Genomic DNA, 22,209 nt, shown 5'->3' with positions numbered 1-22,209 from the left:
GCCGTACCTCAGGCGGCGGGCCACCAGACCTGCACCCGCAGCCCGGGCGCACGGTCGAGCAGTTCGATCCGTCCGCCGTGCCGGTGCACGATCGCCCGCACGAGGCTCAAGCCCAGGCCGCTGCCCGGCGTGCCGCGATGCGATTCCAGGCGCTGGAAGCGGTCGAACACCCGTTCGCGGTCGGCTTCGGGAATGCCCGGCCCTTCGTCGTCGATGCACAACACCACGCCGCCGGGCCCCGCCTGCAACGACAGTGCGACTTCGCTGCCGGCCGGTGCGTACTTCAGCGCGTTGTCGAGCAGGTTCACCAGCATCTGGAAGAGCTGGTCGCGGTCGCCATGCACGCTTGCCGGTTCCAGCGAGGTGCGCAGGCGCACGCTGCGTTCGGCGCCGATGGGCGTGTACAGCTCGGCCGCATCGGCGGCCAGTGCGGACAGGTCCAGCACGGGACCGCTGCCCGCCGGCGGCTGGGCTTCGATGCGTGCAAGCCTCAGCAGCGCGCCGAAGGTGGTGAGCAGCTGGTCGGTCTCCTGCACGGCGCCGTCGAGTGCGGCGCGCTCCGGCGGCGTTGCGCCGGGCCGGTGGCGCAGATCCTCCAGGCGATTGCGCAATCGCGTGAGCGGCGTGCGCAGGTCGTGTGCGATGTGGTCGGTGGCGTGGCGCACACCGCCGAGCAGGTCCTCGATCCGGTCGAGCATCGCGTTGAAGCGGCGACCGAGGCGATCGAACGCATCGCCGCTGCCGTCCAGCGGCACGCGCAGCCCGAGCTCGCCGCCGCCCACGCGCGCGGCGGTGAGGTCCAGGCTGCTCAGGCGTCGCGATACCCAGCGCGAAGTGAACCAACCCACGAGCACGCCCAGCGACGCGGCCACCGCCAGCGCCACCAGCGCCGTGCGCAGCATCAGATGCAGGAAACGGTCCTGCGATTGCAGGCGCAGCCCCGTGAGCAGCGTCTCGCCTCCCGGCAGCGGTTGCAGTTGCGCCAGCACGCGCATCGAATGCGCGCCATCGCCCGGTGCGTCCGGATCCGCATGTTCGAATGTCGTCCAGCGTGCGCCTTTCGTGGCGCTCATCGCGGACACGTCGCCGATCTCGGCCTTGCCGTTGGCCGCGATCAACGCGTACACCGCATCCGGATCGTCCGGCGCATCGAGCCGGTCGCGCAGTTCCTGCGTCAGCGCCGCGCGTCCGCCATCGCGATACAGCTGCATCAACCCGGCGGCGTCGGTACGCACCAGCTCGCGCGCGTCCTGCAGCAGCAGCGTCGATACCGCCACATACACGCCTGCGCCCAGCAGCACGAACGCCAGCAGGAACGAACCCGCCACCGCCAGGGCGAGCCGCGTGCTGGTGGAACGCAGCGGGCGGCTCATTCGCCCAGCCGGTAGCCGGCGCCGCGCACCGTGTGCAGCAGCGGGCGTTCGAATCCGTGGTCGATCTTCTGCCGCAGCCGGCTGATGTGCACGTCGATGACGTTGGTCTGCGGATCGAAATGGTAGTCCCACACCGCTTCCAGCAGCATCGTGCGCGTGACCACGCGGCCGGCCTGGCGCATCAGGTATTCGAGCAGGCGAAACTCGCGGGGCTGCAATTCGATGCGCTTGCCGTTGCGGCGCGCATCGCGGGCGAGCAGGTCCAGCTCCAGATCGTTCACCTGCAACCGCGTCGGCTCGCGCTGCGCATCGTCGCGATGACGACGCACGATGCTGTCCACGCGCGCGCTCAGTTCGGAATACGCGAACGGTTTGACGAGGTAATCGTCGGCGCCGGCACGCAATCCCTCGACGCGGTGATCGACTTCACCCAGCGCGGTGAGCAGCAGCAGCGGCGTGCGATTGCCTGCGCCGCGCAGCGTCTGCAGCAGGACCAGGCCGTCCAGTCCCGGCAGCATGCGGTCCAGGACGATCGCGTCGAAGGTCTCGGTGGTCGCCAGGAACAGGCCCTGCTTGCCGTCGCCGGCATGGTCGACGGTGTGCCCGTCCTCGCGCAGGCCCTTGCCGATGAAGGCGGCGGTGTGGGGATCGTCTTCGATCAGCAGGACGCGCATGGCAACTCCGGACGGCTGAAAAAGGATACCCCGCCGGTGCGCACCGACGGGGTATCCGCCCGCGTTGCGCGGGCTCCGGGGATCGTCAGCGCTCAGCTCTTCTTGGCGTCGCTCTTGGTGGAAGCCGGGGCAGCCTCGGCCTTCTTGGCATGCTTGTGCTTGGAGACCGTGGTCTTGGCCGGCGCGGCCGGCGCAGTGGCCGGCGAAGCGGCCAGCGCGGAACCGGCCAGCGCGGTCAGGGCAACGGCGAACAGGGACTTGCGCAGGTTCATGGGTGACTCCTTGGATAAGACGGGGATGACTTGGACGAGGATTTCAACTCGGGCGGGGACTCGCTTCCCGACCGCAGGAACAGATTGCGCGCGCAGGGTTCTCCGCAGGATTTCCGGCGGATTAACTATCGGTAATGTTCGGGAGCGGTTTTGGAGGGCGGCGTTGGCGTGCTTCGCACACGCAGGCGCCCTTCGAACACGCAGGCGTCATTCCCGCGAAGGCGGGAATCCAACCGTCAGTGCACCACGCCTTCCGGAGAGCGAAGAAGGTCGGGGCGTTGGATCCCCGCCTTCGCGGGGATGACGGCTTCAAACGCGGAGTCTGGCGACACTCTCACGCTGCCCCGCTGCCCCGACGCAACGGCACCGGCGCCGTGGCGATGCGCGCCTTCAGATCGCTCATCGTGCCGGGCAGCACCACCAGGTAGGTGATCAACTGCTCGGCCAGTTCCAGCAGCAGTTCCGCGGTGGCCTTGTCGATCGTCGCCTCGTCCTCGAACTGTCGCCCGAACGTCCCGCCCGGCGCGAGCAGTTGCGCGACGTCCTGCAGCGGACGCGACAGGTCCACGTCCTGCTGCAGCGCTTCGAGCTTGCGCGAGAGCGACAGGTCGCCCTTGTCTTCGGCGAGCATGCGCGCGGCCAGTCCGCCCAGCAGGTGGCGCACGACCAGCGAACTGGCGCCCCACTCGGCGCGGTTGTAGAGCTTCAGCGCCGACTCGTAACTGCGCGCCAGCGGCGCCGCCAGCGACTGCAGATGATCCACCCCCGCCATCGCCTCCCGCCCGCCCGGGCCGGGATGGCAGAACAGGCCGGCGTCCTTGCGGGTGCCGTCGCTCTCCAGCAGCTGGATGAAGAGCACCTCGCGTTCGCAACGCGCACATTCCAGCTCGCTCGCCGCCACTTGCCGGCCGTGTTCCTGCCAGGTGCTCGCCTCGAACACCGCCTCTTTGAGGCAATGGGGGCAGAGCATCTCGACCGTGCGAGGGAAGGTGTTCGAGAAACGGGACTGGACGAGAGCATCGTGGACCAGTTGCATGGCCGCCTCCTCTTCCCGCGGCGCTGCATCGCCGCCGTAGTCCGCAGTGAATACCGCCGTTTGTGAATAAAACGTTGTGGCGGCGCGCATGCGGTCACGCGCGTGCGAGATGAAGGCGGCGTGGAGGCGGCTTTACGCGATCCTCGTCACAGTCCGCGTGCGGCCTGCGCCACCGCGCGAAACAGGGCCCGGCCCTTGTTCATCGTTTCTTCCCACTCCATCGCCGGATCGGAGTCGTAGACGATGCCCGCGCCGGCCTGCACGTACAGGCGCCCGTCCTGGATGACGGCGGTGCGGATCGCGATGGCGGTGTCGGCATCGCCGCTGCGGCCGGGCTCGCCCCAGCCGAGGTAACCGATGGAACCGGCGTAGACGTTGCGCTTGATGGGCTCCAGTTCGCGGATCACTTCCAGCGCGCGGATCTTCGGCGCACCGCTGACGGTGCCGGCCGGGAACGTCGCGCGCAGCACGTCGGCGTAACTCAGGCCCGGCTTCAACGTGCCGGTGACCTCGCTGACGATGTGCATGACGTGGCTGTAGCGTTCGATCACGAACTGCTCGCCCACTTCCACCGTGCCGGCCTCGGACACACGACCGACGTCGTTGCGGCCCAGGTCGATCAGCATCAGGTGCTCGGCGCGTTCCTTCGGATCGGCCAGCAGCTCGGCTTCCAGCGCGGCGTCCTGCTCGGGCGTTTCGCCGCGCGGGCGGGTGCCGGCGATGGGGCGCACGGTGACATGGCCGTCCTGCAGGCGTACCAGGATCTCCGGCGAAGAGCCCACCACCTGCGTGCCGCCGACATCGAGGTAGTACATGTACGGCGACGGATTCAGCGCACGCAGCGCGCGGTAGACATCCACCGGACGCGCCTTGAAAGGCACCGACAGGCGCTGGCTCAACACGACCTGGAAGATGTCGCCGGCGCGGATGTATTCCTTCGATTTCTCCACCGCGTCGATGAAGCCCTCGCGGGTGAAGCCGGACACGAAATCGCCCTCGTCCAGCAGGCGGCCTTCCAGCGTTTCCGGATAGCCCGGCCCGCCCTGGCGCAGTCGGTGCACGAGTTCGTCCAGGCGGCGGTTCGCGCGCGCCATCGACCGCGGCTCCGACGGGTCGGCGTGGACGATCAGGTACAGCCGGCCCTTGAGGTTGTCGAACACCGCCAGCTCATCGCTCTGCATCAGCAGGATGTCGGGCGTGCCGAGTTCGTCGGGCTTGTCGCTGCCGGCAAGCCGGGGCTCGATGTACTGGATGCACTCGAAGCCGAACCAGCCCACCAGCCCGCCGGTGAAGCCCGGCAGCCCCGGGATGTTGGGCACGCTGTGCATGGCGCGCAGGCGTTCGACTTCGGCGAAGGGATCGTCGACGAGGCGGCTTTCGATCAGCTCGCCGTCCTCGGTCACGAACAGCGTGTGCCCGGCGAACGCGTACACGCGCCGCGCCGGCAGGCCGATGATCGAATAGCGGCCGAAGCGCTCGCCGCCTTCGACCGACTCGAACAGATAGGTGTGCGGGCCGTCGGCAAGCTTGAGGTAGACCGACAGCGGCGTGTCGAGGTCGCTCAGGACCTCGCGCACGACGGGAACGAGGGTGTGGCCGTCAGCGGTCTGCGGCTGGAAGGGATCGTTGGACACGCAGCATTTCCTTGGAAGTCGACGAGAGGTGGGCAATGGCGGGCAGTCGCCATCGCCAACCCGCGCCGGCGCGGAAATGCGGGATCGTCCTGGAGGGTGCGGGCTCGCGGCTCATCACCCGTACTGTACCGGCTCAGCGCAGCGGCAGGCGAGCCGTCGCCAGCAGCGGACAGTGTTCGGGCAGATGCATGCGCAGCCGCGCCGGCACGCAGGCGATCTCGAAACGCCGTGCCTGCACGGGCTCGCCGTCGAGGTTGAGGGCCATCGGCGTTTCGGCTTCGATGACGAGCGCGCGCATGCGGGCGCGCTCGCCCACGCGCTCCAGTGCCGCGCCGCGCCCTTCGCGCACGAGCGTGCCGACGGTGGTGGCCAGCTCGCCGGAGAGTTCGGGAATCACCGTCAGGTCGAGCAGGCCGTCGTCGATGCGCGCGTCCGGGCACAGGACCTGCCCGCCGCCGGCCTGGCGTCCGTTGCCCACGCCCAGTGCGATCAGTGCGCCGCGCCAGTCGAAGCCGTCCGCGTGCAGGTGCGCCACGATCGGTTCGATGCGGCCCACGCGCGCGATGCCCGTGACCAGATAGGCCAGGCCGCCGAGCAGCTTCTTCAGGCCGTCGTCGGTCTCCACGGTGACTTCGGTGCCGAAGCCGCCGCTGGCGAGGTTGGCGCACCAGTGGCGTTCGCCGTCGGCCGCCACACGCAACAGGTCGATCGCGTGGGGCGTGGTGCCGCGTATCAGTCGCAGGGCGTCGAGCGGTTCCTGCGGGATCGTCGCGGCAGTGGCGAAATCGTTCGCCGTGCCCAACGGCACGAGGCCGAGGGCGGGCAAGGCGTCGGCGTCTTCATCGCGATCGGCGAGCGCCGCGGCCACTTCGCCCAGCGTGCCGTCGCCGCCTGCGGCGATGACGCACGATGCGCCGTCGGCCAGGGCTTCATCGACGTAGCGCTTCGCATCGCCCCGCTCCCAGCTCACGCGCACGTCGAGCGCGACGCCTGCTTCGCGCATCGAGGCGACCGCCTCGCGCAACGCGTCGTCGGCCGCGGATTTTCCGTTGAGGAGCAAGCGCCAGTGATCGGCCATCGCGTCTGTGTTCGGGGACCAGCGCGCAGGCTACGCAATGCGGGCGCGAGCGGTCGTGAACATGCGATCTGCGTGCACGCGTGCGAAATCCCGGGACGCGTCACATCTCCGTCATCGAAGATCGGGAGAATCAGAGTCCATCTTCAAGGACGACGGGCGGAGGCGGGATTGCCTCCAAGTATTCCGCGGCAGGCCAGCGATGGCCTGCCGTTTTGCTTTGCGAAGATCAGCGCAAATCGGTATCGGCCACGACCACGCCGTCTTCGTCCGCGCACAGCCAGTCGCCCGCGCGGATGCGTACGCCGCCGAATTCCACGTCCACGTCGCGCTCGCCCGCGCCGAGCTTGTCGGTCTTGCGCGGGCAGGTGCCCAGCGCCTTCACGCCCAGGTCGATCACGCCAATGGCGTCGCTGTCGCGGATCACGCCGAACACCACCACGCCGGCCCAGTTGTTCTCCGCGGCCTTGGCGGCGAGCAGGTCGCCGAGCATCGCGCGGCGCGTGGAGCCGCCGCCGTCGATCACCAGCACGCGGCCCTGCCCCGGTTCCTCGACGGCTTCGCGAACACGCGAGTTGTCCTCGAATGCCTTGACCGTGCTGACCACGCCGTTGAACGCGATCCGACCGCCGAAATCCATCAGCGGCAAATCGACGACGCGCACCTGAGCGTCGTGCAGGTCGCACAGGTCGCAGGTCTTCATCCGCGCACCTTCGTCACGGCGTCCTTCATTCGCTTGATGACGTCGGCATAGTCGGAGGCATTGAAGATCGCCGAGCCGGCGACGAAGGTGTCAGCGCCCGCCGCGGCGATTTCGGCGATGTTGTCGGCCTTCACGCCGCCGTCGATCTCCAGGCGGATCGGCTTGCCGGTGGCGTCGATCTTCTCGCGCACGCGGCGCAGCTTCTCCAGCGCGGAGGGAATGAAGCTCTGGCCGCCGAAGCCGGGGTTGACCGACATCAGCAGCACCATGTCCAGCTCCTCCAGCACCCAGTCCAGCACGTCGATCGGCGTGGCGGGATTGAGCACGAGCCCGGCCTGGCAGCCGTGCGACTTGATGAGCTGGATCGTGCGGTGCACGTGCGCGCTGGCTTCGGGGTGGAAGCTGATCAGCGTGGCGCCGGCCTTGGCGAAGTCGGGCACGATGCGGTCCACCGGTTCGACCATCAGGTGCACGTCGATCGGCGCGGTGACGCCGTGCTTGCGCAGCGCCTCGCACACCATCGGGCCGATGGTCAGGTTGGGGACGTAGTGGTTGTCCATCACGTCGAAGTGCACCCAGTCGGCACCGGCCTTGAGGACGTTGTCGACCTCCTCGCCGAGCTTGGCGAAGTTGGCCGAGAGGATGGACGGGGCGATGACCGTGGATTGCATGAGGGAAGTCTCGGGAGCGGGGAGAACGGTGGAGCGGACGCTATCGACCACGACGCATCGTCTTGATGCGGTCGTAGGCCTGGTTGATCTCGCGCGCCTTGAGCTCGGCGTGCTCGCGCAGTTCGGCCGCGGCGCCGGCCATGCGGTCGGGGTGGTACTGGGCGATCAGGCGCCGGTAGGCCTGGTCGACCTCGGCATCGGTCGCATCCGACGTCAGGCCCAGCGCGGCATACGGGTTGTCCCGGCGCAGCTTGAACCAGTCGGTGTCGAAGGCATGGCCGATCAGCAGCCCGACCAGGGCCCCGAACAGCGGGTTGGTGCGGAACAGGGCGGCGCCCGCGAAGAAGCCGAGCAGCTTGCCGTACCAGCGTTTCATCGTCCTCCCGCGGGGTCGCGGCCGCCTGTTTAGGTCCATCGACAGTGTACCTGCACGCCGCCGCCGGCCGGCGTACACTGGCCGGCCCTGTCGCGCACGCGCGCGAGGCAAGGCGAGCGTCAGGCGGGGACTCCATGCACCCATCGGGGATTCCTGCGTTGTCCACGACCCTGCTCCAGTCCGACCTTCCCGGCCTCCACCTGCGCCATCGCGGCAAGGTCCGCGACGTATTCGACCTGCCCGCCGACCGACTGCCCGCCGGCGCCGGCGAATGCCTGTTGATGGTCGCCACCGACCGGCTCTCGGCCTTCGACGTGGTGCTGCCCGACCCGATCCCCGGCAAGGGCGAGATGCTCTGTCAGATCAGCAACTTCTGGTTCGGCAAGACCGAGCACATCATCCGCAACCACCTCACCGGCATCGACGTCGCTTCGGTCCTGCCGCAGGGCGTGGACGCCGCGCTGTACGGCAAGCGCGCGGTGGTGACCAAGCGCCTGAAGCCCGTGCCGGTGGAATGCATCGCGCGCGGCTACCTCATCGGCAGCGGCTGGAAGGACTACCAGCGCACCGGTCGCGTCAGCGGCATCGCCCTGCCCGACGGCCTGCGCCAGGCCGAGCAACTCGCCGAGCCGATCTTCACCCCGTCGACCAAGGCCGCCGTCGGCGACCATGACGAGAACATCGACTTCGACACCGCCGTGCGCACGGTCGGCGCAGACCTGGCCGAACAGGTGCGCGACGCGACGTTGCGCCTGTACAAGTTCGCCCGCGATTTCGCGGCCGAGCGCGGGATCATCCTGGCCGACACCAAGTTCGAGTTCGGCCTGGATGCCGACGGTCGCCTGTACGTGATGGACGAGATGCTCACGCCGGACTCCTCGCGCTACTGGCCGGCCGATCAGTACGAAGTCGGCACCAGCCCGCCGAGCTACGACAAGCAGTTCGTGCGCGACTACCTGGAAACGCTGGAGTGGAACAAGACGCCGCCGGGCCCGAACCTGCCGGCCGAGGTCATCGATCGCACGCGCGCGAAGTACGCCGAAGCGTTGATGAAGCTGGCGGGGATTTCGGTCGATTGATGGCGGACCCTGACAGGTCTACGCCGAGCGATTCACGGATGCACGCCTCGCATCCCTTTGCCGGCAAGCACGTCGTGATCGTTCACGGCTACACCGCATCGCCTGCAGCCAACTGGTTCCCCTGGCTCGCCGATACCTTGGTCGCCGCGGGCGCGCGGGTCGATGTACCGGCGATGCCGGCCCCGCTGGCGCCCGAGCCCACCGCGTGGACGGCGGCACTGCGCGCGGTGGCGCCCATCGTGGACAACGACACCTTCCTGGTGGGCCACAGCCTCGGGTGCATCGCGGTGCTGCGGCATCTGCTGGCGCTGCCCGAGCGCACGCAGGCGGGCGGCATCGTGCTGGTGTCGGGCTTCGAGCGCACGCTGGACACGCTGCCGGAACTCTCGGCTTTCACCGACAGCCCGCTGGATCATCTCCAAGTCCGGCGCCGTGCCGGGCATCGGGCGTCGATCTTCTCGGACAACGACACCATCGTGGCGCCGGCAGCGTCGCGCGACCTGGCCGTCGCGCTGGATACAACGGTCGCGATGGTGGCCGGCGGCGGCCACTTCCTCGACCGGGACGGCTTCACCCAGCTCCCCCAGGTCCTGGAAACGCTGGAACGCTTCGCGACCTCTCCGGACTGACCGCCGATCCCCTCGATGGCGGGAGCGGCCGGAATCCCGTTATTCTCAAAGTCCTCCGCGCACTGAGCGCGGACGTCCATGGGCCTTGGGAGGGGTCGCCATGAACACCGCCACCGAATCGCACTCGTCCGTCGAACGCCCCATCGACCGCTGGTTCGCCCACTACTCGGCCGACCATCGCAATGCCACCAACCAGATGATCCATGTGATCTGCGTGCCCGCGATCCTGTGGAGCGTGATCGCGCTGCTGTGGTGCATCCCCGCACCGGGCACGTGGTTCAGCGCCGGCTTCTGGGCCGGCGCGGCGATGCTGGCCACCGTACTGTTCTACTACCGCGCCTCGCGCATGCTCGGCCTGGCCATGCTGGTGATGTACGTGCTGATGGGCCTGCTCACCAAGTGGATCCACGACAGCTTCGGCACCGCGACGCTGCTGTGGTTGGCCGTCGGCGTGTTCGTGGTGGCGTGGATCGGACAGTTCATCGGCCACAGCAAGCGCTTCGAGAACAAGCGCCCCAGCTTCCTCACCGACCTGACCTATCTGCTCATCGGTCCGGCGTGGGTGCTGTCCAAGCTGCTGCGCAAGGCCGGCATCCGCTACTGAGGCCAGGTCAGAGCCGGTAGTCCGCCGGCCCGACGAGGTCCACGCCGCACTCCAGGCCTTCGAGCCAGTCGAGGAAGCTCGCCATTTCCTCGCCGCGCATCGGCAGCCCGTGCTGCGGCACGATCATCGCAGGCGCAAGTTCGCGCACCATCCGCGCCCACAGGCGCGTGACGCGATTGGACGCCATGTAGCGCCGATGGAAGCCTTCCATGCGCGGCACGTGCGCGTGGAAGTCGGTGACGAACGCATACGGCGTGCGGCTGGGCACCATCGAGGCGCCGACGTCGCCTGAAAACAGGATCCGGCTGATCGGATCGAAGAAGCTGAAATTCCCCACCGAATGCATGAAGTGCGCCGGCAACGCGCGCACGAAGCTGTCGCCCATCGGGATGCGACCGCCTTCGTCGGGCAGCAGCAGGTAGCGGTCGCTTCCGGTATTGCGAAGGTAGCCCGGCACCACGTGCGGCACGAAACGGCCCCACAGCTTCGAGCACACCACGGTGGTGTTGGTGTAGAGCAGCCACTTGTCGACCGAACCGATGATGTCCGGGTCCTGATGGGAACACAGCAACCAGGTCACATCGGTCGGCGCGACGAACTCGCCCATCGCCAGGATCAGGGGGTTGTAGAGCAGCGCACCGCCGGGATCCAGAAGCGCGTTGTGGGCGCCGTGCTGGATCAGGAACTGGTTGGCCTGTACGCCGTCGTCGCCGCGCACCAGATCGCTGAAGGCGATGCAACGGTGGCCGGGCTGGTCGAAAAGAATGGTCGCCATCGCGCCCCCCAAAAACAACGGGACTCTAATGACGGCCGGAACCGAAGGTTTGAGGTGGATCAATTCTCGCCAAACGCGTGCGATGCCGGAGCAGCAGGCGCCGCTCCGGCATGCCCGTCAGCGGGTCACTCGCACTTGAGCATCGCGGCGGTTTGCGCGAACTGGTCGTTCGCGGCCTTGCACGACGGGACCAGGCTGGCCTTGTCGGGCGTGGCTTCCCACTGCGCCTTCGACTGGTCCAGCATCTGCTGGAACTGGGCCGCCGCCGCCTCGCCACCCGACTTGGCCACGCAGGCCTTCACGCGGTTGATGTAGTCCTCGCACTCGGCGGGCAGGCCGGTGTTGGCGGGTGCAGCGGCTGCGGGGGCAGGCGTGGCGGTGGGGTTGGCGGCGTTGGTGTCTTCCTTCTTCGCGCAGGCGGTCAGCGCGAGGCCGCACATCAAGGTGATCAGCAGGTGCTTCATGCATTCTCCCGGGAGTGATGGAAATGCAGGACCGCCTGCGTGGCGTCGAACGACGGCGCAGACGACCCGCTTCACAGGCTGTGCGTGCCCGCCCCGCCCCTCCATCAGAGTCGTCTGGAAATTCCGCATGCGAAGCTGAAATACTCGCAGCGCGAAAGCGCTCTCCCCCGCCGCACGAACCTCCGTCGGCGCACCTCCCCAGCCCCCCATGCCCGCCCGCGATCTCATCCTGGTCCTCATCGTCGTCCTGTCCTGGGCGGTGAACTTCCTCACCTCCGCGCTGGCGATGCGCGAGATCCCGCCGTTCCTGTTCACCGCGCTGCGTTTCGCGCTGCTCGCGCTGCCGCTCATGTGGCTGGTCAAGCGACCGGCGCCGGGGCAGTGGCCGCGCCTGCTGGCGGTGTGCCTGTGCATCGGCGTGCTGCATTTCGGGTTGAGCTTCACCGCGCTGAAGCTGGCCGGCGACCTCTCCTCGCCCGCGATCGTCATGCAGAGCTACGTGCCGATGACCACGCTGCTGGCGTGGTGGTGGCTGGGCGAGCGCTTCGCATGGCGCACGGGATTGGCGATCGCGATCAGCTTCGCCGGCGTGCTGGTGCTGGGGTTCGATCCGATGGTGCTCGACCATCCGATGTCGCTGCTGCTGATGCTGGTGTCGGCGGCGTTCCTGGCCATCGGCACGGTGCTGATGAAGGGCCTGCGCGACATGGACGTCTACAGCCAGCAGGGCTGGACGGCGGTGTTCAGCGTGCTGCCGTTGCTGGCGATCAGTGCCTGGCTGGAGCCGGGCGCGCTGGCGCGATTGCCGGAGGTGAGCTGGGTCGCGTGGACGGGCGCGGCTTACGCCGCGTTCGTGTCCTCGCTGCTCGGGCACGGTCTGTACTACGTGCTGGTGCAGCGTTACCCGGTCGCACAGGTCACGCCGTGGCTGCTGCTGGTGCCGGTACTGGCGATCGGGCTCGGCATCGCGTTCTGGGGCGACCGGCCCGGCCCGCGGCTGTTGCTGGGCGGCGTGATGGTGCTGGGCGGCGTGCTGCTGATCGCACTGCGCGCACTGCGCCGCCAGCGGCCCGCGCCGGCGGCGGAAGAGATCTAACGCGCTTGCGGGAGCGGCGATGCGCCGAGCGCGCATCCGCACCGACGGCACGTAGAATCCGCTTCAAGGACGGAACCGATATCGCACGCCAATGACTGGACCCGCTCGACACCGCAAAGGCCCGCTTCTTGCGGCCACGCTGTGCACCCTCGCCTTCGCACTCGCGTTGCCGACGTCGGCAATCGCGGCCACCACCTGCCCGCTGGCGGCCGCGCAGGCACCTGCATCGCCATCGCAGGCACCGCTGGCGCCCGAGGACCGAACCTGCCTGATCGATGCGCGCGCGCTTGGCGCGAAGCCGGTGCTTTATGACCTGCGCAGCCGGAGCGACTACGCGTCCTTCCACATCCCCGACGCGCAACACGCCAGCGTGGCCGAAGTGTCCCGCCTGCTTCGCGACCGTCCCGGCGCGGTCGTGCTTTACGACGGCGGCAAGTTCCGCTCCGACGCCTTCCTGCTGTGCAAGCGCCTGCGCGATGAAGGCCTGAAGAATTTCAGGATCATCGACGGCGGCATCGCCGCGTGGGCGCAGGTGCAGCGTCGTGCGGAACGACTGGAAGTGAGCCGCCTGTCCGATGCGGAAGTATCGGCCGCGCTGTCGGACCGCAACGTTTCCGCGGTCGCGCTGAGCGACGGCTATGCCCCGGTGCTGTCCGAACACCGGATCCGGCAGGCCACCAAAGGCTCGACCGGAAGGAAGGTCCTGATCGCGGACACCTTCATCCCGAGCGCACGGCTGGAAGCGTCACTGGATGGCAAAGGCGGGCCGGTGCTGTACTGGACCGGCGACCGCGATCGACTCGTCGCCCTGATCCATACGCACCTGCGCCAGGACCAGAAGCGGACCGCCGGTCCCGCGCAGTCAACCGCCTGCAGCGCGCTGTGATGACGGCGGCCGGCCCGGCAGGCGCATTTCGGCCGGGACGGGACTCGCCCTGAACACCCAGTCGGCGTAACGCAGCGCGTTCTCGAAGTCCGCGTCATCCGGATCGAAGCCGGAGACCTTCAGCGGGACGCGTTCGGACAACGAGTGGACGCCCACGATGGCCCCCTGCTCCAGCACCAGGCCCCACTCCGCCTTGCCGGTCAGGGGGTCGGCGTAGATCTTGCGCAGGTGGCGCTGGTTGCGGCCCATGCGACGGTCGAGCAACAACTCTTCGAGCGTGCGCGGATAAGCACGCGGCATCCCGGCATCGCGATAGCGGATGATCGCGCGCCTGAACTCGTCGCCGATGCGCAGCAGCTCGGCCTCGTTGGAACGGACCCGGTCGATGTGCTGGATGCTTGCCAGCGCCAGCGCCGAGACCGCCATCAACGCCAGCAGGAACAGCAGGAACAGGTAGGCGAATCCCGACTGCCGTCGCACGGTCACAGTTCCGCGTAAGCCACGCCATCGGGCGTTGCGCCCTGCGCACCGCTGCGGACGTCGACGATGCCATCGACCTCGCCTTCGGGATCGTCCACCAGCACCCAGCTCTGCGCGCTTTCGCTGACCGGATCCATCGGCACGCCCTTGAGGTAATTGGCTTCCACCAACGCCTGCAGCGATTCGGGATAGACGCCCTTGTCCTCGTAATACCGGTCCAGGCTCGCGCGCAGGATGCGCAGGTTTTCCTTGAGCGCGGTCAGGCGGGCCGTCTGCACCGACGCCTGGTAGCGCGGCATGGCAATCGTCACCAGCGCGGCGATGATCGCCATCACCACCAGCAGTTCGATCAGGCTGAATCCACGTCGACGCGAAGCATCCATCGCTCACCAGTCCTTGTAGGCAACACCGTTGAGACCGACGCCGTCGGAAAGACTGTGCACGTCGAACACGTCATCGCCGGGAGCCGGATCGTCGGGAGGACTGTCGTAACTGCGCAGGCCCCAGGTGTCCTCCGGCGATGCTTCGCTTCCCGCGTAGAACGGGTCGCGCGGCAAACGCCGCAGGAAGTACAGCTGTTTGCGCTCCGGCGTGCTCACGTCCTCCACGCCTTCCACCAGCACCGTGAGGTCCGGCGGATAGCCGCTGGCGCCGCTTTCGACCTCGACCCTGCCCTGCTCGGCCGCGCGCTTGTAGCGATCGATCGCACCGCGGATCTGCGCCAGCGCGGTGCGCAGCTCGGCCTCGCGGTAGCGCTGCGTCGCCATGCGCGCCGCCGGCACCGCGATGAGCAGCAGCACCGCCATGATGGCGAGCGACGCCATCAGTTCGATGAAGCTGAAACCCGCGGTGCGGCGCCGGCTCATCGGACCTTGATCGCGACGCTGGCGGTGCGCGCGGGCCCCACCTGCTCCGGCGCGGGCGTGGCCGACAGCACGCGCACGTCGGTGCGGTCGGCCGCGGCCAACGCGCGGAAGTTGATCTGCAGCAGCGTGCCCTGGCCCGACACCGCCGTGCCCTGGCGCGTCGCGGTGGCGACGATCTTTCCGTCCGACAGGTTCACCTGCTGCGTCAGCGTGCTCTGGCCGCCGCCCTGCGACATGAACATGCCTTCCTCGATGCCGACCACCTGCAGCACCTTGGGATCGAAACCGATCAGCACGGGGAGCTGCTCGATCGCCTTCAACGCGCTGATGTTGAGCACCGCCGTGAACTGTTCGCCGGCGCGCACCTCGCCGGGCACGGCCCAGTCCAGCAGGACGTTGGACGAAGGCGGCAAGGGCTGCGCCTGCGCAGGCGCATCGGACGGCAGCGCCGACGGAACGGCGGCGCCCGGTGACGCCGCGCCCGCGCCGGTCGGCGCCGTCGCGGCAGGCGCCTGGACTTCCGGCTCGGCCGGCGGCGCGCCATTGCGGCCACGCAGGTACGAAGCCGTGCCGCTCTCGAACTCCATCTCGTCCAGCCCGGCATGACGCACGCCACGGACCAGGCGCGGCCGGATCGACAGCACGATCTCCGTGTTCTGGACGTCGTCCTTCTGCGTGCCGAAGATGCGGTTAAGGATCGGGAAGCGCGAGATGAACGGCCAGCCGTTGGCGACCTGTCGATCCTCCTTGTTGATCAGGCCGGCGAGGATCTGCATCTCGCCGTCCTTCAGGCGCAGCACGGTCTGCGCGTTGCGCGTACCGATCTGATAGGACAGCGTGCCCGACTTGGTCACGATCTCGCGCACCAGGTTGCTGACCTCCAGGCTCACCTTGATCGAAACCTCGTCGCCTGCGTAGACGGCGGGCTCCACTTCGAGCTTCAGGCCCACGTCCACGTAGTTGACCGTTTCCGACACGAAGCCCGTCGAAGTGGACGTGGAGGTGATCACCGGCACCTTGTCGCCGATGAGGATGCTCGCCTTCTCCTTGCTCTTCACGCGGATCTTCGGATTGGCGAGGATCTTCGCGTCCGAGCGCTCGTCGTGCAGCTTCACCGTGGCATTGGGCACGGTGGCGAAGATCGAATCGGAGTTGAGGTTGCGCAGCTGGCTGATCGGCAATGCGGTGCTGGTCTGCCCCGGCCCGACCACGGAGAAGGCGATCTCGTCCGGCAGGCTGATGCCCATGTCGAGCAGCGAGGAGCGCTTGACCTCCAGCACTTCCACATCGAGCACCACCTCCGGTTCGCCGATGTCCTGCAGTGCGACCAGGCGTTCGGCCAGGCGGATGGCGTCCGGGCTGTCGCGCATCACCAGCATGTTGAGCTTCTCGTCGACGACGAGGTTCTCGCTCTTGAGGATGGTCTTGAGCGTTTCCGCCACGGTCTTGGCCTGCGCGTTGGCCAGGTAGAACGTGCGGATGTTGAGCTGGCGGTAATCGCTGATCTTCTGCGGCGTGCGCGGAAAGACCATCACCGAGTTGTTGTTGAGCGGCCGCGTTTCCAGGTTCGTCGACAGGCCGATCATGCGGATGGCCTCGTCCAGCGGCGTCTTGCGCAGGAACACGGTGACTTTCAGGTCCGGGCGGATGTCCTGGTCGTAGACGAAGTTGATGCCCGACGCGTTGGACAGCACTTCGAACGCGGTCTTCACCGGCACATCGCGGAACTCGAGCGTGACGGGCTTGCGGAACTGCTCGCCGAGGGTGTCCTCCCGGGCCTTCTTGCTCGCCACCGCGGTGCGGATGCGGTCCAGGCTGTTCTGCGCGCGCAGGTTGTCCGGCGCTTCGGCCAGCACGTCGCGCACGCGCTCCTCGGCCTGGTCCGGCTCACCGGCGGCAATCAGCTCGTCGATCTTCATCAACTCTTCGTTGTGCCGACGCATCGCCGCCAGGCGACGCAGCCATTCCTGCGCCGCGCTGTTGCCGGGCTCGATCTGCAGGATGGTCTGATACGCGCCCTCGGCCTGCGCGAAATTGCCCTGCTGGCGCGCGCGCTCGCCGTCGCGGAACAGGGTCTCCAGGGCAAGGCGCTTCTTGAACAGATACTGCTGGCGGTAGCGCACATCGTGGGGACTGGCCGCGGAGACGGCCTCGTACTGGGCGACCGCCTGCACGTAGTCGCCGTCCTCGAACAAGCGGTCGGCCTTGCGGAACTGTCCCGCCGCGCCACAGCCGGCCAGCAGCACGGCGGCCGCCAGCACCAGCATTCCCCGCGCGCGACGCGCATAACGTGTGTGCATCCTTACCTCGATCATTCCAGCAGCGCGGGGTCGCTCACGGCATAGCGCCGCGATTCCCCCGTGGGCATATAGGTGAAGTTGGCGAAGCCGCCGCCGATCTCGTCGAAGCGGTACAGGTCTTCGACCATCTCGGTGCGCTTGAGCGTGTAGCTGGTGTCGTTCCATTCCACGAACACGTGGGGCACCGACCCGGACTGCATCCAGCCCAGCACTTTCAGGTCGGCCGGCGCGGCGGCAACGGGGGCCGCAGGCGCAGCTGGCGCGGGAACGGGTGTCGGCGGCGCGGCGTCATCCGCGAACAACGCAGCGGGGAACGCATCGCTCTCGCGCTCCTGCACCGTGGGCAGTTCGGACTTGCGTTGCGCGCGCGCGATCGGGGCCGTCGTCGTGCGCACCGGCGCCGCTTCCACCGTCGTGGTGTCGGCCGGCGACTCGCCGCCGAACAGCGCCAGCGCCGCCAGGACGACGATCGACGAATACGCCATTGGCCGGAAGTAGCGCTTCACGGCGCCTGATCTCCCTCGCTTGCCGGCGTGGTCAGCGCGACGGCGACCTGCAGCTCCGCGGTGACCAGCGGATCGCCGGGCTGCTCGCGTTCCAGGCGCAGTCGGGCGATGTAGAGCGAGCGGTCCGAGGCCTGCAATGCCGCCAGCGCCTTGGCGATCTCGCTCCACGGCGCCTTGAGCGTGAACACCGCCGTCTGCCGCACGAAGCCCGCGTCGTCGACGTTCTCGAACTTGAAGCGGATCTGCTCCGGCGCCACTGCCGCCGAGCTGAGGGCATCGAGGATGCGGCGGTTGATGTGGAAACGCTGCGAGAGCTCCGGCAACGGCAGGGCATCGTCGGGAGCCTGCTGGGCGATCGCTTGCGGTGCGGCGCGAAGCGCTTCCAGGCGTGCGCTCAGGGCCTGCTCGGTACGGTGCAAACGCAGGGCGTCCAGCGCGAGCGAGAGCATCAGGCCCAGCGCGACGACGGCTCCGGCCACCGCCAACACGAACACCGCACCCTGGCGAAGGTAGCCACGGTTGAGCGCCCACACCAGTTTCCGCGGGTCTACTGCGCCCATCGCGCGCTCACTTCGAAATGGATGCCGCCGTTCTTGCGCTCCAGCAACAGCAGCCGCACGTCGTGCAGCCCGTGCCCGCGCGCCTGCAATGCCTCCGCGTAGGCGTTCGCTTCGGCCGAATCGCCGGCATGTCCGGTGATGCGGATCGCGGCGGTGGTTGCGTTGACGTCCACGCCCAGCAGGCGCACCGCGCCCTTGGCGGGAACGATCTCCTGCAGCAGCTTCACCCAGTCGCGATTGAGCAGCGCGATCTGCGACTGGAGCTGACGCACCTGTGTCGCACTGCGCTGTTCGCTCGGCGGAGCGCGACGCGGAGTCGCCGCCGGGCGGCGCTGCATCGCTTTGTCCAGTTGCCGTTCGCGATGCTGCAATCGTGCGTCCACGCCGGAGCGCGCATAAGCGAGCACGCCGATTGTCAGCACGACGCATGCGAGCAGAGCGCACGCCAGGGCACCCGGCCGCTGCGCCCCCAGGCGCCATTCGATCCGCGGCAGAAGACTCATGCGCATGCGGCCACCAGTGCATGACCGGCCGATGCCGGCGCATCGCCTTGAACGGGCAACAGCGTGCCGGCGAACGCGTCCGGCGGCGCGGCCGAACCCAGCCAATGCAACGCGTTGTCGTCGGCAAACGCGAAACGCTTGCGCGACAGCCACAGCGTCGCATCAGCCAGCCCGTGCCCCTGCGCGGACAGGGTTTCCACCTGCACCAGCCGGCCCCGCTCCAGGGTGATGCCGGTGATGCCGTCGTCCTCGGCATATGCGAGCAGCGCGCTCGCCGTCGATGCGAGCGTGCCACCGTAGCGCCGCAGCACCGGCACCACGCTGGCGACCGTGGACTGCACGCGGCCGCCGCCGGTCTGCAGCGCGTTGCGCACGGTTTCGACCAGCGCGCGCGGATAGGCGACCGCGGGCACCGGCTGCCCGTAAGCGGGCCAGTCGATCTCGACGTGGTGCGAGGTGTCGCTTACTTCGTGTCCGGCGAACATCGCCATCACCGATGCGCGGATCGACGCGCCGGTGAAACAGTCCGACACCCACGGCGCGACGAGGAAGCGGCACAGCCGCGCCGACAGCACCAGGCGCACCGTGCCGATCGCCTTGAAGTGCGTTGACAGCGTCTGCACGATGCGCGCCCACTCCGCCGCATCGGGTTCGCCACCGCCGTGCTCGCCGGCGATCGCGCCGCCCGCGTCGCCGGGTCGCAGGGCGACCCACGTGGTGCTGGCGACGTAGAGGTGGATGGGAGGGCTTGGCACGACGATTACTCCGCGAAGGTGACGCGGTTGACTTCGGCCAGGGTGGTGTCGCCCCGGAAGAACAGATCCAGCGCGACCGCACGCAGACTTCCGCCGCCTTGTCGCGCTGCGGCCGCGCGCAATGCGGTCACGGGCGCCTTGGTGGCCACCAGCTCGCGCAGCGTGTCGTTCATCACCAGGTACTCGGCGACCACGCGGCGGCCCTTGTAACCGGTGCCACGGCAATGGCCGCAGCCGCGCCCGCAGCGCAACGGCTTGCCGACCAGTTCGCCGGCGTCCAGCCCGGACATCGCCAGCGTTTCCGCATCGGGCTGATAGGCGTGCGCGCACTCGGTGCAGTTCACGCGCAGCAGGCGCTGCGCCCACACGCCCACCAGCGCGGACGCCATGCTGTACGGGTCCACGCCCATGTGCAGCAGTCGCCCGACCACGTCGAACACGTTGTTCGCATGCACGGTGGTGAGCACCAGGTGGCCGGTCAGCGCCGCCTGCACGGCGATCTGCGCCGTGTCCTCGTCGCGGATCTCGCCCACCATGATTTTGTCCGGGTCGTGACGCAGGATCGAACGCAGACCGCGCGCGAACGTCAGTCCCTTCTTCTCGTTGACCGGAATCTGCAGCACGCCCGGCAGCTGGTACTCCACCGGGTCTTCGATGGTGATGATGTTCTCGTGGCCGCTGTTGATCTCGTCGATGGCGGCGTACAGCGTGGTGGTCTTGCCCGAGCCGGTCGGGCCGGTCACCAGCACCATGCCGTAGGGCTGGGCGACCAGCCTGCGCAGCGTCGAAAGCGCATCGGGCGCCAGGTCCAGGTCGGCCAGCTGCAGCATCTGGTCGCGACTGCCCGTCAGCGTGCTGCGGTCGAGCAGACGCAGCACGGCGTCCTCGCCGTGGATGCTGGGCATGATCGACACACGGAAGTCCACCTGCCCGTCGCGCACCTTGACGCGGAAGCGGCCGTCCTGCGGCACGCGCCGCTCGGCGATGTCGAGCTCGGACATCACCTTGATGCGCGAAATGATCCGCTGCGCGGTGTCCGCGCCGCTGACGTCCGACACCGGCACCAGCACGCCGTCGATGCGGAACTTCACGCTCATGCCCACGGGCGTGGACTTGAGGTGGATGTCCGAAGCTTCCTGTTTGAGCGCGTCGTACAGGATGGAGCTGACCACGCGCACGACCGGGCTGGCGTCGGCCTCGATCTTCTCCAGCGACAGCAGCTCGTCTTCGCCGACGGCATCGACGGTGCCCAGGCCGCCGACGCTGCCTTCGGTCGCACGCACCGTCTGCTCGGCCTGGGCCAAGTACGCGCGCAGTTCGTCCAGATGCGCCAGCCGCAGGGCGCAAGGCTCGCGGATCGCGGACTGCGCCCATTGCACGGTGTCTTCCGCGAACGGATCGGCCAGCACCAGGCTCAGCCCGCGCTGCGGATCGCGCAGCACCACGCAATCGCGACGCGCGCATTCCACGTAGGCGGCGACGTCGAAGTCCGGCGTGGCCGCGTACAACTCCACGGACGGCATCGGCTCGACGCCGGACAACTCGCCCAGCAGCACGGTGAACATCGCAGCGTCCAGCGCGAGTTCGTCCTGCAGCATCGGCAGCCACGACTGCCCGGCCGTCAGCGCGCGCGTGCGCACGTCGCGCACCTGGTCGACGCGCAGTTCCGGCCGCGGCGGAGTGACGTCCACGTTCACCGGCCCACGCTCCCCACCAGATCGAAGATCGGCGAATACATCATCAGCACGATCGCGCCGATCACCAGGCCGATGACCGACATCAGCAACGGTTCGAACAGACGCGAGAAGGTATCGACCTTGCGGTCCAGCGCGATGTCCAGGAAGTTGGCGAGCTTGCCGCTCATCTCCGCCAGCGCGCCGCCGCGCTCGCCCACGCGCAGCAGGCTTTCGGCGATCGGCGGTATCAGGCTGGTGCCGGCCAGGGATTCGGTGAACATCTGGCCCGCGCGCAGTCGCGTGATGGCCAGCGCGAGTTCGTCCGACTGCGCAGGCGTAACGATGCCGCGCGCCATGTCCATCGCCTGCACGAGCGGGATGCCGCTGTCGAGCAGCAGCGCCAGCGTGCGGTACAGGCGCGACAGGCCCATGGTGACGAAGATGTCGGACAGGACCGGAACGCGCGTCGCCTGCGCCAGCGCCGCGCGACGTCCGCGCTCGGTCGCCACCAGCCACGCGCAGCCCGCGGCGGCGGCGGCCAGCAATGCACCCGACAGCACCGGGTGTTGCTGGATGAACTCGCCCACCCGCAGCAGCACGGCCGTCGCGCCGCCGGCCGGACGCCCGCTGCCCTCCAGGATCACGCTGAACTTGGGCAGCACGTAGGCGACCAGGAACAGGACCACCGCGCCGCCGACGCCCATCAGCAGCAGCGGATAGATGGCGCTGGCCGCGACCTTGCGCTTGATCTGGTTGATCTTGGCGTCGTAGGCGAGATAGCGGTCCAGCGTGTCCGCCAGACCGCCGCTGGTTTCGCTGGCCGCGACGCCGGCGATCAGCACCGGCGGGAACAACAGGCCTTCGCGCGCCATCGCCTGCGACAGCGGGACGCCTTCGCGCAGGCCGCCGAGCAGACGGCCCAGCACCTGCCGGAAGCCGGCGTTGGCTTCCTTGCGTTCCAGTGCCTCCATGGCCTCGACCACGTTGAGGCCCGCGCGCAACAGCGTCAGCAGTTCCTGCAGGAAGACCGTGGGGGAATACGACACCCGCGCCGGTGCACGCCGTTCCATCACCGGCTCGATGCGCAACACGCGCCCGCCCATGCGCAGCGCCTTGGCGGTGGCGGCGCCGATCGAATCCGCCTCCACGTCCAGCCACTGCGACTGCCCAGCGATGGAAACCAACACCCGATGCTTCACGAACCGACCTTCATTGG

The 22,209-nt window shown here is 68.4% G+C and carries 26 protein-coding genes; 5 read left to right on the top strand and 21 right to left on the bottom strand.

What is annotated here, in order from left to right; all coding sequences use genetic code 11:
- Positions 1-8: 8 nt before the first annotated feature.
- The 9 genes from AAFF32_RS07145 to AAFF32_RS07105 form a co-directional block, all read right to left on the bottom strand.
- Positions 9-1,373 (bottom strand): ATP-binding protein, encoded by a 1,365-nt coding sequence (locus AAFF32_RS07145; RefSeq protein WP_342316937.1) that lies wholly within the window; start codon positions 1,371-1,373, stop codon positions 9-11.
- Entirely contained in the window at positions 1,370-2,047 is a 678-nt protein-coding gene (locus tag AAFF32_RS07140) for a response regulator transcription factor (protein WP_342316936.1), read from the bottom strand. The genes AAFF32_RS07145 and AAFF32_RS07140 overlap by 4 nt, the downstream gene beginning before the upstream one ends.
- A 92-nt stretch (positions 2,048-2,139) precedes the next feature.
- Positions 2,140-2,319 carry a hypothetical protein gene (locus AAFF32_RS07135; protein ID WP_342316935.1) on the bottom strand — a complete coding sequence of 60 codons (180 nt, stop codon included), beginning with the start codon at positions 2,317-2,319 and terminating at the stop codon, positions 2,140-2,142.
- Between the two features lie 334 nt (positions 2,320-2,653).
- Positions 2,654-3,355, bottom strand: coding sequence for a hypothetical protein (locus AAFF32_RS07130; RefSeq protein WP_216960595.1), 702 nt, complete (start codon positions 3,353-3,355; stop codon positions 2,654-2,656).
- A gap of 146 nt (positions 3,356-3,501) precedes the next feature.
- Positions 3,502-4,989 carry an anthranilate synthase component I gene (trpE, locus tag AAFF32_RS07125; RefSeq protein WP_216960639.1) on the bottom strand — a complete coding sequence of 496 codons (1,488 nt, stop codon included), beginning with the start codon at positions 4,987-4,989 and terminating at the stop codon, positions 3,502-3,504.
- A 133-nt stretch (positions 4,990-5,122) separates the two neighbouring features.
- The gene (gene yegS / locus AAFF32_RS07120) at positions 5,123-6,067 is read right to left on the bottom strand and encodes a lipid kinase YegS (RefSeq protein ID WP_342316934.1); all 945 of its coding nucleotides are present in this window, start codon (positions 6,065-6,067) and stop codon (positions 5,123-5,125) included.
- 226 nt (positions 6,068-6,293) lie between these two features.
- The gene (rraA, locus tag AAFF32_RS07115) at positions 6,294-6,767 is read right to left on the bottom strand and encodes a ribonuclease E activity regulator RraA (protein ID WP_216960661.1); all 474 of its coding nucleotides are present in this window, start codon (positions 6,765-6,767) and stop codon (positions 6,294-6,296) included.
- Entirely contained in the window at positions 6,764-7,438 is a 675-nt protein-coding gene (rpe, locus tag AAFF32_RS07110; protein ID WP_342316933.1) for a ribulose-phosphate 3-epimerase, read from the bottom strand. Before rpe ends, rraA begins: the two co-directional genes overlap by 4 nt.
- Positions 7,439-7,478: 40 nt before the next feature.
- Positions 7,479-7,814: a DnaJ domain-containing protein gene (locus AAFF32_RS07105; RefSeq protein ID WP_216960667.1), complete on the bottom strand. Its 336-nt coding sequence runs from the start codon at positions 7,812-7,814 to the stop codon at positions 7,479-7,481.
- 158 nt (positions 7,815-7,972) lie between these two features.
- On the opposite strand from AAFF32_RS07105, the gene AAFF32_RS07100 reads away from it, so the two are divergent.
- The 3 genes from AAFF32_RS07100 to AAFF32_RS07090 all read left to right on the top strand — a co-directional run bounded on the left by AAFF32_RS07100 (position 7,973) and on the right by AAFF32_RS07090 (position 10,126).
- The gene (locus AAFF32_RS07100; RefSeq protein WP_342316932.1) at positions 7,973-8,893 is read left to right on the top strand and encodes a phosphoribosylaminoimidazolesuccinocarboxamide synthase; all 921 of its coding nucleotides are present in this window, start codon (positions 7,973-7,975) and stop codon (positions 8,891-8,893) included.
- A 38-nt stretch (positions 8,894-8,931) separates the two neighbouring features.
- Positions 8,932-9,522 (top strand): alpha/beta fold hydrolase, encoded by a 591-nt coding sequence (locus AAFF32_RS07095; RefSeq protein ID WP_342316931.1) that lies wholly within the window; start codon positions 8,932-8,934, stop codon positions 9,520-9,522.
- A gap of 100 nt (positions 9,523-9,622) precedes the next feature.
- The gene (locus AAFF32_RS07090) at positions 9,623-10,126 is read left to right on the top strand and encodes an Mpo1-like protein (protein WP_216960688.1); all 504 of its coding nucleotides are present in this window, start codon (positions 9,623-9,625) and stop codon (positions 10,124-10,126) included.
- 7 nt (positions 10,127-10,133) lie between these two features.
- Here the strand turns inward: AAFF32_RS07090 and AAFF32_RS07085 are convergent, their stop codons facing one another.
- Both AAFF32_RS07085 and AAFF32_RS07080 read right to left on the bottom strand, forming a co-directional pair.
- Positions 10,134-10,901, bottom strand: a complete 768-nt coding sequence (locus tag AAFF32_RS07085) for an MBL fold metallo-hydrolase (RefSeq protein ID WP_216960691.1) — start codon at positions 10,899-10,901, stop codon at positions 10,134-10,136.
- A 125-nt stretch (positions 10,902-11,026) separates the two neighbouring features.
- Positions 11,027-11,365, bottom strand: a complete 339-nt coding sequence (locus AAFF32_RS07080) for a DUF5339 family protein (protein WP_216960694.1) — start codon at positions 11,363-11,365, stop codon at positions 11,027-11,029.
- Positions 11,366-11,573: 208 nt separating this feature from the next.
- On the opposite strand from AAFF32_RS07080, the gene AAFF32_RS07075 reads away from it, so the two are divergent.
- Both AAFF32_RS07075 and AAFF32_RS07070 read left to right on the top strand, forming a co-directional pair.
- On the top strand, positions 11,574-12,461 hold the full coding sequence (locus AAFF32_RS07075; protein WP_216960696.1) for an EamA family transporter: 888 nt from the start codon (positions 11,574-11,576) through the stop codon (positions 12,459-12,461).
- A 91-nt stretch (positions 12,462-12,552) separates the two neighbouring features.
- Positions 12,553-13,347 carry a rhodanese-like domain-containing protein gene (locus AAFF32_RS07070; RefSeq protein ID WP_216960699.1) on the top strand — a complete coding sequence of 265 codons (795 nt, stop codon included), beginning with the start codon at positions 12,553-12,555 and terminating at the stop codon, positions 13,345-13,347.
- Here AAFF32_RS07070 and AAFF32_RS07065 read toward each other — a convergent pair.
- From AAFF32_RS07065 to AAFF32_RS07020, 10 genes are read right to left on the bottom strand one after another with little or no spacing between them, the layout of a single operon-like run.
- Positions 13,324-13,827: a hypothetical protein gene (locus AAFF32_RS07065; RefSeq protein WP_216960702.1), complete on the bottom strand. Its 504-nt coding sequence runs from the start codon at positions 13,825-13,827 to the stop codon at positions 13,324-13,326. The genes AAFF32_RS07070 and AAFF32_RS07065 overlap by 24 nt on opposite strands.
- 2 nt (positions 13,828-13,829) lie before the next feature.
- A complete protein-coding gene (locus AAFF32_RS07060; RefSeq protein WP_216960705.1) occupies positions 13,830-14,210 on the bottom strand; it encodes a type II secretion system protein in 381 nt (126 codons plus the stop codon).
- A gap of 3 nt (positions 14,211-14,213) precedes the next feature.
- Positions 14,214-14,693, bottom strand: coding sequence for a type II secretion system protein (locus tag AAFF32_RS07055; protein ID WP_342316930.1), 480 nt, complete (start codon positions 14,691-14,693; stop codon positions 14,214-14,216).
- Entirely contained in the window at positions 14,690-16,993 is a 2,304-nt protein-coding gene (locus tag AAFF32_RS07050) for a secretin N-terminal domain-containing protein (RefSeq protein WP_342316929.1), read from the bottom strand. The genes AAFF32_RS07055 and AAFF32_RS07050 overlap by 4 nt, the downstream gene beginning before the upstream one ends.
- A gap of 11 nt (positions 16,994-17,004) precedes the next feature.
- Positions 17,005-17,499 carry a hypothetical protein gene (locus AAFF32_RS07045; RefSeq protein ID WP_342316928.1) on the bottom strand — a complete coding sequence of 165 codons (495 nt, stop codon included), beginning with the start codon at positions 17,497-17,499 and terminating at the stop codon, positions 17,005-17,007.
- A complete protein-coding gene (locus AAFF32_RS07040; RefSeq protein WP_342316927.1) occupies positions 17,496-18,059 on the bottom strand; it encodes a hypothetical protein in 564 nt (187 codons plus the stop codon). Before AAFF32_RS07040 ends, AAFF32_RS07045 begins: the two co-directional genes overlap by 4 nt.
- Positions 18,047-18,562, bottom strand: a complete 516-nt coding sequence (locus AAFF32_RS07035) for a hypothetical protein (protein WP_216960719.1) — start codon at positions 18,560-18,562, stop codon at positions 18,047-18,049. Before AAFF32_RS07035 ends, AAFF32_RS07040 begins: the two co-directional genes overlap by 13 nt.
- A complete protein-coding gene (locus AAFF32_RS07030) occupies positions 18,559-19,317 on the bottom strand; it encodes a hypothetical protein (RefSeq protein WP_216960722.1) in 759 nt (252 codons plus the stop codon). The genes AAFF32_RS07035 and AAFF32_RS07030 overlap by 4 nt, the downstream gene beginning before the upstream one ends.
- Positions 19,318-19,322: 5 nt before the next feature.
- Positions 19,323-21,014, bottom strand: coding sequence for a GspE/PulE family protein (locus AAFF32_RS07025; RefSeq protein ID WP_342316926.1), 1,692 nt, complete (start codon positions 21,012-21,014; stop codon positions 19,323-19,325).
- The gene (locus tag AAFF32_RS07020; protein ID WP_342316925.1) at positions 21,011-22,177 is read right to left on the bottom strand and encodes a type II secretion system F family protein; all 1,167 of its coding nucleotides are present in this window, start codon (positions 22,175-22,177) and stop codon (positions 21,011-21,013) included. Before AAFF32_RS07020 ends, AAFF32_RS07025 begins: the two co-directional genes overlap by 4 nt.
- Between the last annotated feature and the right edge of the window lie 32 nt (positions 22,178-22,209).

It is taken from the genome of Lysobacter sp. FW306-1B-D06B (assembly GCF_038446665.1).
In the GTDB taxonomy this organism is placed as follows: domain Bacteria; phylum Pseudomonadota; class Gammaproteobacteria; order Xanthomonadales; family Xanthomonadaceae; genus Lysobacter_J.
The sequence above is the reverse complement of the archived record's forward strand: the minus strand, read 5'-3'. Positions and strand labels throughout refer to the sequence as shown.